Consider the following 14,457-nt stretch of genomic DNA (forward strand, 5'->3'; position numbering starts at 1 on the left):
TGAAGGTTGATTGTTTTAGAGTATAATATACAATTGCTAGAAATCTATTTATCGAGATTTTTTTATCTCAAAAGGCAAATTTTATTTGTCCTATTTTTGCAGAAAGTAAGGAGTAAGAATGGCCCAATATCATAAAAAGTTATATGGGAAAACAGAGAGAATGTCCTTCTCAAAGTTTCCTGAAGTCTTGGATTTACCAAATTTATTAAAAGTTCAAAAAGACTCATATGAGTGGTTTATAAATGAAGGTCTGGGAGAAATCTTAGAAGATATTTCCCCAATAGAAGACTACAATGGCAAGCTAAGCCTAGAATTTACAGGTTATGAGTTTGACGAAGAACCAAAATATAGCCTGAAAGAAGCTAAATATAAAGACCTAACCTATGCTAGAGACCTAAAGGTGATGGCTATTTTATTTAATAAAGAAACTGGTGAGATCAAAAGACAAGAAGTTTTCATGGGTGATTTCCCAATGATGACTGATTCTGCAACCTTTGTTATCAATGGTGCGGAAAGAGTAATAGTAAGCCAGTTAGTCAGATCTCCAGGTGTTTACTATGCAGAAGAAACAGACAAGAGCGGGGATAAGCAATATTCATCCACAGTTATTCCTAATAGGGGAGCTTGGATTGAGTTTGATACAGATGCAAGCCATACTGTAAACGTAAGACTTGATAGGACTAGAAAGCTTCCAGCTACAACCCTTGTCCGTGCCATTTTGTTTGATACAGATGAAGAAATTATAAAGGCCCTTGGGGATACCAAGCACTTAAGAAATACCCTTGAAAAGGAAAATTCTGAAAATAGTGAAGAGGCCCTAATAGAAATATACAGAAAATTAAAACCAGGTGACCCTGCTTCACTTGAGTCAGCTACTACCCTTATTAATAACCTACTTTTTGATGATAGAAGGTATGACTTAGCAAGGGTTGGTAGGTATAAATACAACCTAAAACTTGCCCTTGCCCCAAGAATTGCAGGCGAAGTTGCAGCAGAAGATGTTGTAAATACAGAAACAGGCGAAATCTTTGTAAAAGCAGGAGACCTAATTAGCGAAGAAATCGCCCTTGCAATTGAAAACTCTGGTATTGTTTCAGTTGACATTAGAAAATTAAATTCAGATGGCGAAGAAGTTGTCCTAAAAATCGTGGGCAATAATTTCGTTGATATCCATGCCTTTGATAGACTTGAAGGCCTTGATATAGACTTCGATGACTTTAGCGAAAAAGTTTACTACCCAGTAATGACTGAAATCATTGAAGAAGCTGAAAATGACGAAGAATTAGTAAAGATGATGCAAAGAAGAAAGAAAGAACTTTCTCCAAAGCACATCACAAAATCAGATATACTTGCAGTTGTAAACTACCAATTCAACCTCTTTGAAGGTGTTGGTGAGACTGACGACATTGACCACTTAGGAAATCGTCGTGTAAGAGGGGTTGGAGAATTACTTCAAAACCAATTTAGGGTTGGTCTTGCTAGAATGGAAAGAGTTGTTCGTGAAAGAATGACCACCCAAGATCCTGATATAGCAACACCACAAGGCCTTATCAATATCAAGCCGGTTACAGCTGTTATTAAGGAATTTTTTGGTTCATCACAGCTTTCACAGTTCATGGACCAAACTAACCCAATGAGTGAATTAACCCACAAGAGAAGACTCTCTGCCCTAGGCCCAGGCGGTCTTTCAAGAGATAGGGCAGGCGTTGAAGTAAGGGACGTTCACGATTCTCACTACGGAAGAATTTGTCCAATAGAGACTCCAGAAGGACCAAACATCGGGCTTATCACATCTCTAACAACCTATTCTAGGGTTAATAAATACGGATTTATCGAAACTCCATATAGGGTTGTTAAGGAAGGTGGTCTTGTAACAGACGAAATCGACTACCTAACAGCAGACGTTGAAGATAACTTCATCATAGCCCAAGCAAATGAACCACTAGATGAAAACAACAGGTTTGTAAACGAGAGAGTTTCTGGCCGTGGTTATAGGGGTGAGAATGATATTTATCCAAGAGATTCCGTTCAATATATGGACGTTTCTCCACAACAGATCGTATCTGTAGGAGCTTCATTAATCCCATTCCTAGAAAACGACGACTCAACCAGGGCCCTCATGGGTGCCAACATGCAGCGTCAGGCAGTTCCACTTATCAAATCTGCTGCACCTATTGTAGCAACAGGTATTGAGCACAGGGCTGCAAAAGATTCTGGTGTATGTGTTGTTTCAAAGACAGACGGTAAGGTAGTTTACGTTTCAGCTGATAAGATAAAAGTAAAAACAAGTAAGGGCGATGTAATTACCTACGACCTTCTTAAATTTGAAAGAGCTAACCAAGGTACAACTATAAACCAAAGACCAATTGTAAAATTGGATGAGGAAGTAAGTGAAGGCCAAGTTTTAGCTGACGGTCCATCTACAGACAACGGCGAACTTGCCCTTGGTAAAAATATCCTTATAGCTTTCACAACTTGGGAAGGTTACAACTTCGAAGATGCTATGCTCCTTAATGAAGAGCTTGTAATTAACGACGTTCTAACTTCAGTTCACATAGAAGAACATGAATGTGAAGCCAGAGAAACCAAGCTTGGTGCAGAAGAAATTACCAAAGATATACCAAATGTCGGCGACGATATGAAAAAAGACCTCGACGAAAATGGTGTAATTAGAATCGGTGCTGAAGTAGCAAGTGGGGATATCCTAGTAGGTAAAGTATCTCCAAAGGGAGAAACTGAACTATCTCCAGAAGAAAGACTTCTACGTGCGATTTTCGGTGAAAAAGCCAGAGAAGTTAGGGATACATCCCTAAAAGTACCTCACGGTGAAAAGGGAATCGTAGTTGATGTTAAGGAATACAACAAAAAAGACGGAGATGAACTATCTCCAGGTGTAAATAAAGTAATCAGAGTTTATGTAGCTACCAAGAGAAAAATCATGGTAGGAGATAAGATGTGTGGTCGCCACGGTAACAAGGGTGTTGTTTCTAGGATTTTACCAAGAGAAGACATGCCATTCTTACCAGACGGAACACCTATTCAAATCTGCCTAAACCCATTAGGTATCCCATCCCGTATGAACCTTGGACAGGTCCTTGAAGTTCACATGGGTCTTGCAGCAAGGACACTTGGCTGGAAGATAGCAACACCAGTATTTGATGGTGCTATGGATACAGAAATCGAAGAAGTATTAGAAGAAGCAAAGAAAATTGCTCCTTATGTTAATAAAACAGGTAAGATTAAGCTTCGTGACGGAAGAACTGGACTAGAGTTTGAAAACCCAGTAACAGTCGGCGTTATGTATATGCTTAAACTTCACCACATGGTAGAAGAAAAAATCCATGCTAGGTCAATCGGACCATATTCACTTGTAACCCAACAACCACTCGGTGGTAAGGCCCAATTCGGTGGTCAAAGGTTTGGTGAGATGGAGGTTTGGGCACTTGAAGCCTACGGCGCAAGCCACACCCTCCAAGAGATCCTAACTGTAAAATCAGATGACGTTACAGGAAGGGTTAAGACCTACGAATCAATTGTTAAGGGAGAAAATATCCCTGAGCCAGGTACACCTGAATCATTCAAAGTTTTAGTAAAAGAGCTTCAATCACTAGCTCTTGATGTAGAACTTCTAGATGAAAGTGGAGAAGTAGTTGAGCTTAAGGAAAATATTGACGAACAAGACAGGTTCTCCCAAGTAGAAAAGATAGATGCGTCTAAGATTAGAAACCAAAGCAAATTGCTTGCAAAGGCTAATGCCCCTAAGGAAGAAACAGAGGCAGAAGAAGAAGCTAGCGAAGCTTAGGAGAAGGGAAGTTTATGAGCGAATTAAATCAATTTTATGGGATGAGGATGAAAGTTGCATCCCCAGAAAGAATAAGAAGCTGGTCTCATGGCGAGGTTAAAAAACCTGAAACTATAAACTATAGGACCCTTAAACCTGAGAAAGACGGCCTTTTCTGCGAAAAGATTTTCGGCCCAACCAAGGATTATGAATGTTCTTGTGGTAAATACAAGAGAATGAGATACAAGGGCGTAGTTTGTGAAAAGTGTGGGGTTGAAGTAACCAAGTCTAAGGTTAGACGTGAGAGAATGGGTCACATAGAACTTGCTGCTCCAGTTTCTCATATTTGGTTCTTTAAGGGAATTCCATCAAAGATGGGACTCCTACTTGACATGAGTCCTAGAGTACTTGAAAAAATCCTCTACTTTGCATCCTATGTAGTAATAAATCCAGGTTCGACAGACCTTGCAGTTAAGCAAGAAATCTCAGAAACTGAGTACCAAGATATACTAGAAGAATATCCAGACGACACAGAATTTAAGGCAGCAATGGGTGCTGAAGCTGTCAAGGAACTTCTTCAAAACATCGACCTTGAAAAGGAATACCAACTACTTTTAAAAGAACTTGACGAATCCTCAAACCAAAAGAAGGTTAGAGTTTCAAGACGTCTTGAAGTAGTAGATGCCTTTTTAACAAGTGGAAACAAACCAGAATGGATGATCCTAGATGTCCTTCCAGTAATGCCACCAGAGCTAAGGCCAATGGTTCAGCTTGAAGGTGGTAGGTTTGCAACCTCCGACCTAAACGACCTATACAGAAGAGTTATCAACAGAAATAACAGGTTAAAAAGACTTCTTGATATAGGTGCACCAGAAATAATCGTTAGAAACGAAAAGAGAATGCTCCAAGAGGCAGTCGACGCCCTAATCGACAATGGTCGTAGGGGCAGGGCTGTAACTGGCGCTTCTAATAGAAATATGAAGTCCCTATCAGACCTCCTTAAAGGTAAGTCTGGTAGGTTTAGACAAAACCTCCTTGGTAAGAGGGTTGACTACTCAGGTCGTTCTGTAATCGTAGTTGGTCCAGACCTTAAATTCAATCAATGTGGTTTGCCACAAGAGATGGCCCTTGAGCTTTTCAAACCATTCATCATGAACAAGGTTGTAGAAAAAGAAATGGCTCACAACCTCAAAACTGCCAAGAAAATGGTAGAGAAAAAAGATCCAAGAGTTTATGAAGTCCTAGAAGAAGTCATCAAGGACCACCCAGTTTTACTAAACCGTGCTCCGACTCTTCACAGGCTTGGTATCCAAGCTTTTGAACCAATCCTTGTAGAAGGAAAGGCAATTAAGCTTCACCCACTATCTTGTAACGCCTTCAACGCCGACTTCGATGGTGACCAGATGGCTATCCACTTACCACTATCAAACGAAGCTCAAATTGAGGCAAGACTTCTAATGATGTCAACCAACAATATCCTTGGTCTTAAGGATGGTAAGCCAATTACCACACCTTCACAGGATATGGTGCTAGGTGCATATTACCTAACAACAATCAAGGAAGGTGCCAAGGGCGAGGGCATGGTTTTCGAATCAACCAATGAAATGAAAAAAGCCTTAGTTGCTGGCATTGTTGAATACCAATCAAAAATCGGTGTAAGAATCAAAAAAGACGATATGGACCCAGGTAAGATTGTAGAATCTTCAGTAGGTAGATTTATCTACAACGAAGGAATTCCACAAGACCTTGGCTATGTAAATAGAAAAGAAGATTCATATTCACTTGAAATAGATACCCTTGTTGACTCAGGCACACTTAAAGACATAATCGATAGGTGCTTTAGAAAACACGGCAATATCAAGACTGCAGAGGTCCTAGATTACATCAAGCAAACAGGATATAAATACTCAACCCTATCAGGTCTGACAGTTTCTATGGATGATGTAAAGATTCCAGCAGAAAAATGGAACCTAATAGCTGAGGCAGATGCTGCAGTTGATAAGTATGATAAACTTTATAGACGTGGTCTAATAACCGACCAAGAAAGATACGAAAAAGTAATCGAAATCTGGCAAGATACTACAAACAAGGTAACAGATGCCCTTCTTGCAGACCTTAAAGATGATAACAACATCAAGATCTTTGCGGACTCTGGTGCCCGTGGTTCTACAAACCAGATTAGACAGCTAGGCGCTATGCGTGGACTTATGAGTCAGGCCGATGGTAAGATTATTGAAATTCCTATCAAGGCTAACTTTAGAGAGGGTCTTTCTGTACAAGAATACTTTATCTCAACCCACGGTTCTCGTAAGGGTCTAACAGATACAGCCCTTAGAACTGCCGACTCTGGTTACCTAACTCGTAGGATGGTAGATATTTCTCAAGACGTTATCGTCACAGAAGACGACTGCCATTCAGATGGTTTTGTAATTGCCCACGAATTTAAAGACGGCAACGAATTAATCGAAGACTTAAGAACAAGGATTGTCGGCCGTACATCATTTGAAGATGTCAAAGATGAAGCTGGCGAAATTATTGTTCACAAAGACGAAGTAATAGACGAAGACTTGGCTGATAAGATTGTAGGAGCTGGCATTAAGGAAGTAAAACTAAGGTCAGTCCTAGAATGTAAGGCCAAACAAGGTGTTTGTGCGAAATGTTACGGTAGAAACCTTGCAACAGGCAAACACGTCAACATGGGAGAAGCAGTTGGTATCATCGCTGCCCAATCAATCGGTGAGCCGGGTACCCAGCTAACCATGAGGACCTTCCACTCCGGTGGTATCGCAGGCGTTGGAATTACTCAAGGTCTTCCAAGGGTTGAGGAGCTTTTTGAAGCTCGTAAACCAAAGGGACTTGCCTTCATCGCAGCCAATTCAGGAACAGTTTCCCTAATCCAAAATGATAAGAAAACTGACGTTGAAATCACAGGTGCTGACGGCACATCTAGGAAATACAATATTCCATTTGGTTCAAGAATCCTTGTCAAAGACGGCGAAGAAGTTCAAATTGGAGCCCAACTAACAGAAGGTTCCCTAGATCCACATGACGTATTAGATGTTCTTGGCAAGGTTGGAGTTCAAGATTACATCACCAAGGAAGTCCAAAAAGTATATAGGCAACAAGGTGTTGAAATCGACGATAGGCACATAGAAGTAATTGCTCGTCAGATGCTAAAGAAGGTAAAAATCATTGAATCAGGCGACACAGAATTCTTGCCAGAAAGCTTGCAAGATAGGCGTGAAGTTGATATCGTAAATGACAGGATGAAGGAAGCTGGCAAAAAGCCTGCAACCTACGAACAAGAACTCCTTGGAATCACCAAGGCATCTCTTGCGACAGATTCATGGCTATCAGCCGCATCATTCCAAGAAACAACCAGAGTTCTAACAGATGCTTCAATCAAGGGCAAGGTTGACGACCTAAGAGGTCTAAAGGAAAATATCATCATCGGTAAACTAATTCCAGCAGGTACAGGTCTAAAATACTACAACGACGTAGAAATAGACTACGAAACCAAGGAACTAGAAGATGAACAAATCAAAGCCAACCTTGAATCGATAGAAGCAGAAGAAGAAACAGAAGAAGTATAAAACAAAAAGGCCCCTCGTGGGTCTTTTTTATCGGAAATTTTGCAGAAAACTACCATAGGCAAGGGAAAATTAGGAAATATAATAAAAGTGAAAAGTACTTAGGGATTTTTATTAAATCGCATCCTAAATATAAAGGAGAAAAAATGAAATCAAGAGAAAAGGGAATCATTACTTATATATTATTAACTAGTATTTTGGGAGCTATAACAATGCTAACTATCCCATATGCAATGGCCAAAGAATCTTATCTTTACTATGGCTTTGTTCTTGTTTTCCTAACTTGTACAATTCTTTCGGGTATGATTTTAAAAAAATACCAGAAAACAGTCAAGTATTTTGACCTAGGAGAGTATTTAACAAGCCAACAAGAAGACTTTGCCAGAATTATCCACGATGAAATCATCCAAGATCTTTATGGGATAATAAATAATCTGAACTTAAAAACTCCTGATGTTGAAAAGGCCAAGGCAATCGCCGAAAACTTGGAAATCAAATCCAGATATATAATGACTTCTTATAGGGAAAGTTTTCTTACCGATATGAATTTCGAAGAAAATATAAAGAGTATTTTCTATGACGTAAAAACCCTTTATCCAGGGAGAGATTTTGCAGTTTCTCTTGATATTTCAGAAAATATTAAGGAAAAAAATTCTGAAAGCCTAAGGGATATTCTAATCATCACAAAAGAGCTAATCAACAACATCTACAAACACTCAAATGCAAGAAAAATTAATTATAAGATAGACTTAGAAGGTAAAGATATTGTATTGTGGGTCACAAGCGATGGGGCGACATATTTAGATTATAGAAATATTTTAGAATCTAGGGGAGGAGTTTTATTTATGAAATTTTTCCTAGATTCACTTGGTGGATCCATAAAATATATTTATAAGGACGGAATATTGAAAACTCTAGTAAGGTTAGGGGACGATTAATGAGGATAATAATATTAGACGACCACAAAATTTTTGGCGAAAGTCTAAAGGCCTTGCTTATGGAAAGCACAGAAATTAGCAGGTGCGATTTTGTAAGCGAGCCAGGAGATTTTTTTAAAAAAATCGAAGAAAAAGCTTATGACATCTGTCTTTTAGATATAAATTTAGATAAGGATTCTGGCTTTGAAGTCCTAAAAGAATTATCGGCAAAAAAGGTAAACTTTAAAACGATAATCCTATCCTCCTACACCAACCCAATCTACAAGAAAAAAGCCATAGACCTAGGTGCAGCAGGATATATATCAAAATCTATTGATTCTAAAAGTTTAATCGAAAAAATTTATAAAATCAATGATGGACTTTTGACTTGCGATGAAAATCTCATTGAAAATCCCCTTACAAAAAGGGAAGAAGAAGTCCTAAAAGCACTAATAACAGGCAAAACCAACACTCAAATAGCCAATGACCTATTCATAAGCGAACGAACTTTATACCATCATATAGAAAATATTTATGAAAAATTGTGTGTAGAAAATAAGGTGGAATTATATGGAAAGGCTTTGGAATTAGGTTATGTAGATCAATTTTAGTTCTTAATTTAGATCCATTGTCAAGCAATAAGTCAAAACAAAAGACCCAGTAGGGTCTTTTACTTTACTTATTTGCTCAAAAACTCATTAGCCTTTCTTAATCCTTCGATTATTTCTAGGCTTTGTGGGCAGATGTTTTCGCACTTGCCGCATTCTATACAAGCCTCTGGGTCTACTCCGTCTTTTAAATATTCTTCGTAGGCTTTTTTGGATTTTTCTGCCTCATCGTAAAGATAGGCATTGTTCCACATTGCAAATACTCTTGGAATGTTGATTTCTACTGTGCATGGTAGGCAGTATTCGCAGGCTGTGCAGGCGATTTGTTCTCTTTTTTTATAAATTTCACGCGCCTTGTCATAAAATTCGATTTCTTTCTCAGATAATCTTGGATCTGCACTTGCTATCGCCATATTTTCTGAAACTTGGTTGCTAGTATTCATGCCGGATAAAACTGTCATTACATTATCAAGGCTTAGAGGGAATTTAAGGGCAAGTTGAGCAGGGGATAGGTCTGTAAATTCAGCCATAAGCTCCCTTACTTCGTAAGGTGGATTTGCAAGTCTGCCGCCCTTAACAGGTTCCATGATAACAACAGGAATCCCCATTTTCTTTGCTAATTCATAGCCTTTTAATCCTGCTTGGAGATTTATATCCAAATAATTTAGTTGGATTTGGCAAAAATCCCAGTCATAGGCCTTGATAATTTCTTCGAAAGCCTCGTATTCATCGTGGAAGGAAAATCCTATATTTTTTACAAGGCCCTTTTCCTTTAGTTCATCAACAAAGTCAAAGACGCCCAATTCTACCATTTGTCTAAATCTTTTAATATCTAGGGAATGGAGGAGGTAAAAGTCCAGATAAGATGTCCTTAGTTTTTCTAACTGTTCCTTAAAAATCCTATAAAAATCTTCCTTTTCTTTGATTAGCCAACATGGAAGTTTACTTGCAAGGTAAATTTTATCCCTCAAATTATTTTCTTCTAAAAATTCTCCGACAAATTTTTCGCTCATTTGGTCATGGTAAGGGAAGGCTGTATCGATGTATGTAAGTCCCTTTCCGATCGCTTCTTTGAGGATTTTTGCCGATTCGACCTTGTCAATCTTGGAATTGTCGCCGCCTATGGTTTTAAATCTCATGCAACCAAAGCCGAGTCTCGAGATTTTTTCTCCTTTAAAATTAAAATATTTCATAAATATCTTTCCTTTCTTTCTCTTCATATATCATTGTATCATAAGATTTGGGAAAAATTTAATGAAGTTTAGGAAAATTCGGTATAGTAAAATTAAAGGAGAATATATGAAAGAAAAAATATCGTTTAAAGCCCTACCTGCCTTTGTTATTTTGGGTATAATTACAGGTCTTTTGATAGGGACCTTTAAAAAGTTTATTGGTTTTGTTTCGCACTTTATGGAAGGTTTTTTGCTTACAGACACAAAGACTGATAAGGTCATATTTTTGGCCCTTATATTAGGAATTGGCCTTGTAACTTTTTTTATTTTAAAAAATGATAAAAACACCAAAGGCTCCGGCATCCCTGTTATGACTGGCATGATGGAGGATACTATCGATGTATCAAGCGAGAAGACCATTGTCGGTAAATTTATCGCATCAGTCCTTACAATCGGGTCTGGCCTTACAGTCGGTAGGGAGGGCCCATCAGTCCAACTTGGTGGTCTAGCTGGAGATATAGTAGGGAAGTTTTTTCCTAATACTGATAGGAATTTATTTATAGGATCGGCTGCATCGGCAGGTTTTGCAGTAGCCTTCAATGCCCCTGTGGCATCTTTGATATTCGCTGTTGAGGAGATTTTTAGGACACATAATTTTTCTACTTTCCTATCTTCAGCTCTCACAATTATCTCAGCCACAGTCACATCTGGCTTGGTTTTTGGGGACCATCCTAGCCTAGAAAATATACCAGACTTCGCTAATATAGACCAAAAATCCTTGGTCTTAATTGTTATTTTGGGAATCCTAGCAGGCCTATCTGGAGTTTTATTTAACAAAGTAGTCATAGGTTCAAAATCCATTTACAAAAAAATTTCCTTACCAGAATTAGTAAAATATCTAGCTCCCTTTGTAATTACAGGGCTTGTTTTACTTATCGACCCAAGGCTATACGCTTCTGGCGAAGAATTAATCTACCTACCAAGCGAGGGAAATGAAGAACTTGCCACCCTTATTTATATGTACGGGGCAAAAATTTTACTCCTTGCACTAGCCTTTGGGATTGGACTTTCAGGTGGGTCTCTCGTTCCGCTTTTGGCAATCGGGGCAATCTTAGGAAATATTTACGGTTCAGTCCTTGCTGACCTTGGTCTAATCCCCGAAGAAATGATCTACGCCATATCCCTAATCGCTATGGCAGGCCATTTTTCAGCCATAGTTAGGACGCCAATTACAGCCATTATCCTGATTTTGGAAATGACTGGCGGGGCATTTTCAAATATCTTGGTCCTAGCCCTAGTTTCCTTTGTGGCCTACCTAACAGCTGAGATTTGCCATTCTAAACCATTTTACGAAGACCTATACGAAAGGCTTCTAATAACAGAGAAAGCTTCCTAAATTCTAGGAAGTTTTTTTTGTGGTCATTTTATTAATATTTTTAATTTTTTAAAAACTTCATAAAAAAACTGTTATTTTCTAGAGAAATGAGATGAAAAGTGTAGAATATAAGCCAGGAGCATATATGAAGAAGAAATATACTTACATATTATGGATTTTTGCCATAATAGGTTTTTTCTCTATCTTAAAAAAGACCAGCCAAGTAAACCAAGCTTGGATAGATTCTTATATGGAAAGAATACGACTGGAAGAGTTTTTGAAATCTAGGATTAGCAAGGATAGGGAAGAAGAAATAAAAAATTTAACAAGAAAGGCTGATGAAAAAAGAGCTCAAGCTTATCTTGATAGAAAAATAAAAGAAAAAACACAAGAAGAATCCCAAGCCGCCGCAAACCATGTAAAAGAATTAGCAAAAAAATACCCCCAAGTTAAGGGAAGGATTATTATTAAGGGTACAGACATAGATTTCCCTGTAGTTCAGGGAGATGACAACGAATTTTACCTTGACCACGACTATGATAATTCCTATTATATCAACGGTGGAGTCTTTATTGACTATGTTCACAAGGGCGATTTTTCTAATCAAAATACAGTTATTTACGGCCACAATGTGAGGATTGGATATATTTTCCATGACCTGGATAAGTTTAGGGACAAAAACTTCGTCAAAAACCATTCTGAAATAATTATCGATACGCCTTTGGCGAGAAGGACTTTTGATGTGGTTTGTGCCATGGATATAAAGGATGATGCAGATTATAGGTTCTATGAATATGATGATGAGGAATTTAAAGATTATCTGAATTTGATAAAGGAAAATAACATCCTTGAAAATAAGCCTTTGCCAAAAAAAGAAGACAAGCTAATCACCCTGTCAACTTGTTCTGATATCAAGGATAGGTTTGCAATAGTGGCAGTAGAAACAACAGGCAAGTTTGTAAGGCCAAAGGACTTTAATCTCAAAAAACAAATGACCCTACAAGATAAGAGATCTACTACAAATACCTTTATATATTAATTAAAATCTTCCTAGATTCTGGGAAGATTTTTTTCTTGCTTATTTTCATTGGATTTTATTGTTTTTATCATATTTTGTTTTGGATTATAAAAAAATGATAACAAATAGAAAATTATTTAACTAAGGATATGCATCCAAGCTTATCAGTAGGTTTGTCCTGCAGGTGGTGGTTGGGTCTTTATTTCAACAATCTATTATGGATATATTAGGTAAAGATCTTATGATCTTGGCTTTTAGATTTTTCATAAATGTAAGATTTATTGGAAAATTAAAAAGGACCTAGACAGGTGTTTACACCTCCTAGGGCCTTTTGTTTGTAGGAACATTTTTCAATCAAATTTAAATAGGTTGATTCCTATTTCATCGTCAATTTTTCTTTCAACCCTGCCATCAATTATATCTATGACCATTTCACAAGTAACGCTGATATTTGCCCTTATTAGGTGGCCGCCTAAGCCGTGGCCTTCATCGTCAGATGCGGATATGTGGAGGTGGGGATAGTATTTTCCATCCTTGGTAGTTATAGTTCCATTTATACCGAGAATTTCAAAAATGCCTTTGAAATTTTTTTCTGTATAGGACTTATCATCAACCTTATAAACACCAATAGTAAAGTCATCGGTAGCTCCGATGGCAGAAATGGTTGCGAGTTTTATGTCTTATTTGAGGGCGATTTGCTTTAAAGCCTCGTGGACTTCTTCGCCTCTTTCAAATCTTGCAATAATTTTCTTGTCAAATCCTCTATAATCCATAAAACTCTCCTATTTTGCCTTAAAGCTAAATTAAATTTTAAACTAATTTCTTAACAGCTTCTAGGGCAGCATCGAAGTTTACTTCGTTAGTAACTTCTGGAACGTATTCTACGTATTGAACTGTTCCTTCTTTGTCGATTACAACAATACCTCTTGTTAGAAGTTTTAATTCATCGATTAAAAAGCCATATTTTTCACCAAATTCCCTATTTTTGTAGTCTGAAACTGTGATTGTATTGCCTATTTCATAAGCATCGCAAAATCTTTTTTGGGCAAATGGTAGGTCAAGAGTGATGTTTACTATAGAAACATCTCCTGAAAGTTCACTTGCTTCCTTGTTAAATCTTTTTGCTTGGAAGGCACAAACGCTAGTATCGAGTGATGGGGCAACTGAGATTACAACTACTTTTCCCTTTAGATCATCAAGATTGAAATCTGATAGGTCATTTTTACTAGCTGTGAAATTTGGGGCCTTGTCACCAACTTTAATTTCATTTCCTAATAAGTTTACCTTGTTTCCTGCAAATGTAATATCCATAAATTTATCTCCTTTAAAAATTTTTTAACACTAATATTATACCCAATATATCTTGATATAAATTATTTTTTGAAAATTTTTTATAAAAATATAGGACAAAGTTCTCTATATACAGATAGTTGGAATTTAGTAAAAAATTCTAAATAAGTAAATAGCTTTCAAATATGATTAGAAATAAGTAATATACTTGACAAGAAGGCACTAAGCGTGTAGAATAGTTAAGGATTGGCAGAAGATTGCCAATTTATTAAATTTTAAAGAATAGGAGGTGCATTATGCCAACAATTAATCAACTTGTTAGAAAAGGTAGAAAAAGCGAAAAATCTAAATCAGATACACCAGCTTTAGGTTATAACTACAACACTCTTAAGAGTAGAATAACACCTAACCAATCACCACAAAAACGTGGAGTTTGTACATCTGTTAGAACAGTTACACCTAAAAAGCCAAACTCAGCTCTAAGAAAGATTGCCAGAGTTAGACTTACAAATGGTGCTGAAGTGCTTTCATACATTCCAGGAATTGGACACAACCTACAAGAACACAGTGTTGTACTAATTAGAGGTGGTAGGGTAAAGGACCTTCCAGGTGTTAGATACCATATCATCAGAGGTACACTTGATACAGCAGGTGTTGATGGAAGAAAACAAGGTAGATCTAAATACGGAGCAAAAAGAGGCTAGTA

General features: G+C 37.6%; 10 protein-coding genes. 7 read left to right on the top strand and 3 right to left on the bottom strand.

Annotated features, from left to right (window positions below; genetic code table 11):
- Window positions 1–118: 118 nt before the first annotated feature.
- From rpoB to J2Z38_RS00440, 4 genes are all read left to right on the top strand, one after another.
- Window positions 119–3,802 carry a DNA-directed RNA polymerase subunit beta gene (gene rpoB, locus J2Z38_RS00425; protein ID WP_209771077.1) on the top strand — a complete coding sequence of 1,228 codons (3,684 nt, stop codon included), beginning with the start codon at window positions 119–121 and terminating at the stop codon, window positions 3,800–3,802.
- A gap of 14 nt (window positions 3,803–3,816) precedes the next feature.
- Window positions 3,817–7,374: a DNA-directed RNA polymerase subunit beta' gene (gene rpoC, locus J2Z38_RS00430; RefSeq protein ID WP_209771080.1), complete on the top strand. Its 3,558-nt coding sequence runs from the start codon at window positions 3,817–3,819 to the stop codon at window positions 7,372–7,374.
- A gap of 143 nt (window positions 7,375–7,517) precedes the next feature.
- Window positions 7,518–8,309 (top strand): sensor histidine kinase, encoded by a 792-nt coding sequence (locus tag J2Z38_RS00435; RefSeq protein ID WP_209771084.1) that lies wholly within the window; start codon window positions 7,518–7,520, stop codon window positions 8,307–8,309.
- A complete protein-coding gene (locus J2Z38_RS00440) occupies window positions 8,309–8,899 on the top strand; it encodes a response regulator transcription factor (protein WP_209771087.1) in 591 nt (196 codons plus the stop codon). Before J2Z38_RS00435 ends, J2Z38_RS00440 begins: the two co-directional genes overlap by 1 nt.
- Before the next feature lie 68 nt (window positions 8,900–8,967).
- Here the strand turns inward: J2Z38_RS00440 and J2Z38_RS00445 are convergent, their stop codons facing one another.
- Window positions 8,968–10,089, bottom strand: a complete 1,122-nt coding sequence (locus J2Z38_RS00445; protein WP_209771090.1) for an aldo/keto reductase — start codon at window positions 10,087–10,089, stop codon at window positions 8,968–8,970.
- Window positions 10,090–10,195: 106 nt separating this feature from the next.
- On the opposite strand from J2Z38_RS00445, the gene J2Z38_RS00450 reads away from it, so the two are divergent.
- Both J2Z38_RS00450 and J2Z38_RS00455 read left to right on the top strand, forming a co-directional pair.
- Window positions 10,196–11,464: a chloride channel protein gene (locus tag J2Z38_RS00450; protein WP_225304663.1), complete on the top strand. Its 1,269-nt coding sequence runs from the start codon at window positions 10,196–10,198 to the stop codon at window positions 11,462–11,464.
- A gap of 124 nt (window positions 11,465–11,588) precedes the next feature.
- Window positions 11,589–12,482 carry a class B sortase gene (locus J2Z38_RS00455; protein ID WP_209771094.1) on the top strand — a complete coding sequence of 298 codons (894 nt, stop codon included), beginning with the start codon at window positions 11,589–11,591 and terminating at the stop codon, window positions 12,480–12,482.
- Window positions 12,483–12,811: 329 nt separating this feature from the next.
- Here the strand turns inward: J2Z38_RS00455 and J2Z38_RS10480 are convergent, their stop codons facing one another.
- Window positions 12,812–13,138 carry a PPC domain-containing DNA-binding protein gene (locus tag J2Z38_RS10480; protein WP_225304691.1) on the bottom strand — a complete coding sequence of 109 codons (327 nt, stop codon included), beginning with the start codon at window positions 13,136–13,138 and terminating at the stop codon, window positions 12,812–12,814.
- Window positions 13,139–13,271: 133 nt separating this feature from the next.
- On the bottom strand, window positions 13,272–13,772 hold the full coding sequence (gene tpx, locus J2Z38_RS00465) for a thiol peroxidase (protein WP_209771096.1): 501 nt from the start codon (window positions 13,770–13,772) through the stop codon (window positions 13,272–13,274).
- A gap of 275 nt (window positions 13,773–14,047) precedes the next feature.
- On the opposite strand from tpx, the gene rpsL reads away from it, so the two are divergent.
- Window positions 14,048–14,455 carry a 30S ribosomal protein S12 gene (gene rpsL / locus J2Z38_RS00470; RefSeq protein WP_004828284.1) on the top strand — a complete coding sequence of 136 codons (408 nt, stop codon included), beginning with the start codon at window positions 14,048–14,050 and terminating at the stop codon, window positions 14,453–14,455.
- Window positions 14,456–14,457: the final 2 nt, after the last annotated feature.

This window comes from Anaerococcus degeneri (assembly GCF_017874475.1).
In the GTDB taxonomy this organism is placed as follows: domain Bacteria; phylum Bacillota; class Clostridia; order Tissierellales; family Peptoniphilaceae; genus Anaerococcus; species Anaerococcus degeneri.

Coding starts and splice junctions, on each gene's coding strand:
- J2Z38_RS00435 (WP_209771084.1), top strand. CDS start 7,518: ATGAAATCAAGAGAAAAGGGAATCATTACTTATATATTATTAACTAGT.
- J2Z38_RS00440 (WP_209771087.1), top strand. CDS start 8,309: ATGAGGATAATAATATTAGACGACCACAAAATTTTTGGCGAAAGTCTA.
- tpx (WP_209771096.1), bottom strand. CDS start 13,772: ATGGATATTACATTTGCAGGAAACAAGGTAAACTTATTAGGAAATGAA.
- J2Z38_RS00445 (WP_209771090.1), bottom strand. CDS start 10,089: ATGAAATATTTTAATTTTAAAGGAGAAAAAATCTCGAGACTCGGCTTT.
- rpoB (WP_209771077.1), top strand. CDS start 119: ATGGCCCAATATCATAAAAAGTTATATGGGAAAACAGAGAGAATGTCC.
- J2Z38_RS00455 (WP_209771094.1), top strand. CDS start 11,589: ATGAAGAAGAAATATACTTACATATTATGGATTTTTGCCATAATAGGT.
- rpoC (WP_209771080.1), top strand. CDS start 3,817: ATGAGCGAATTAAATCAATTTTATGGGATGAGGATGAAAGTTGCATCC.
- rpsL (WP_004828284.1), top strand. CDS start 14,048: ATGCCAACAATTAATCAACTTGTTAGAAAAGGTAGAAAAAGCGAAAAA.
- J2Z38_RS00450 (WP_225304663.1), top strand. CDS start 10,196: ATGAAAGAAAAAATATCGTTTAAAGCCCTACCTGCCTTTGTTATTTTG.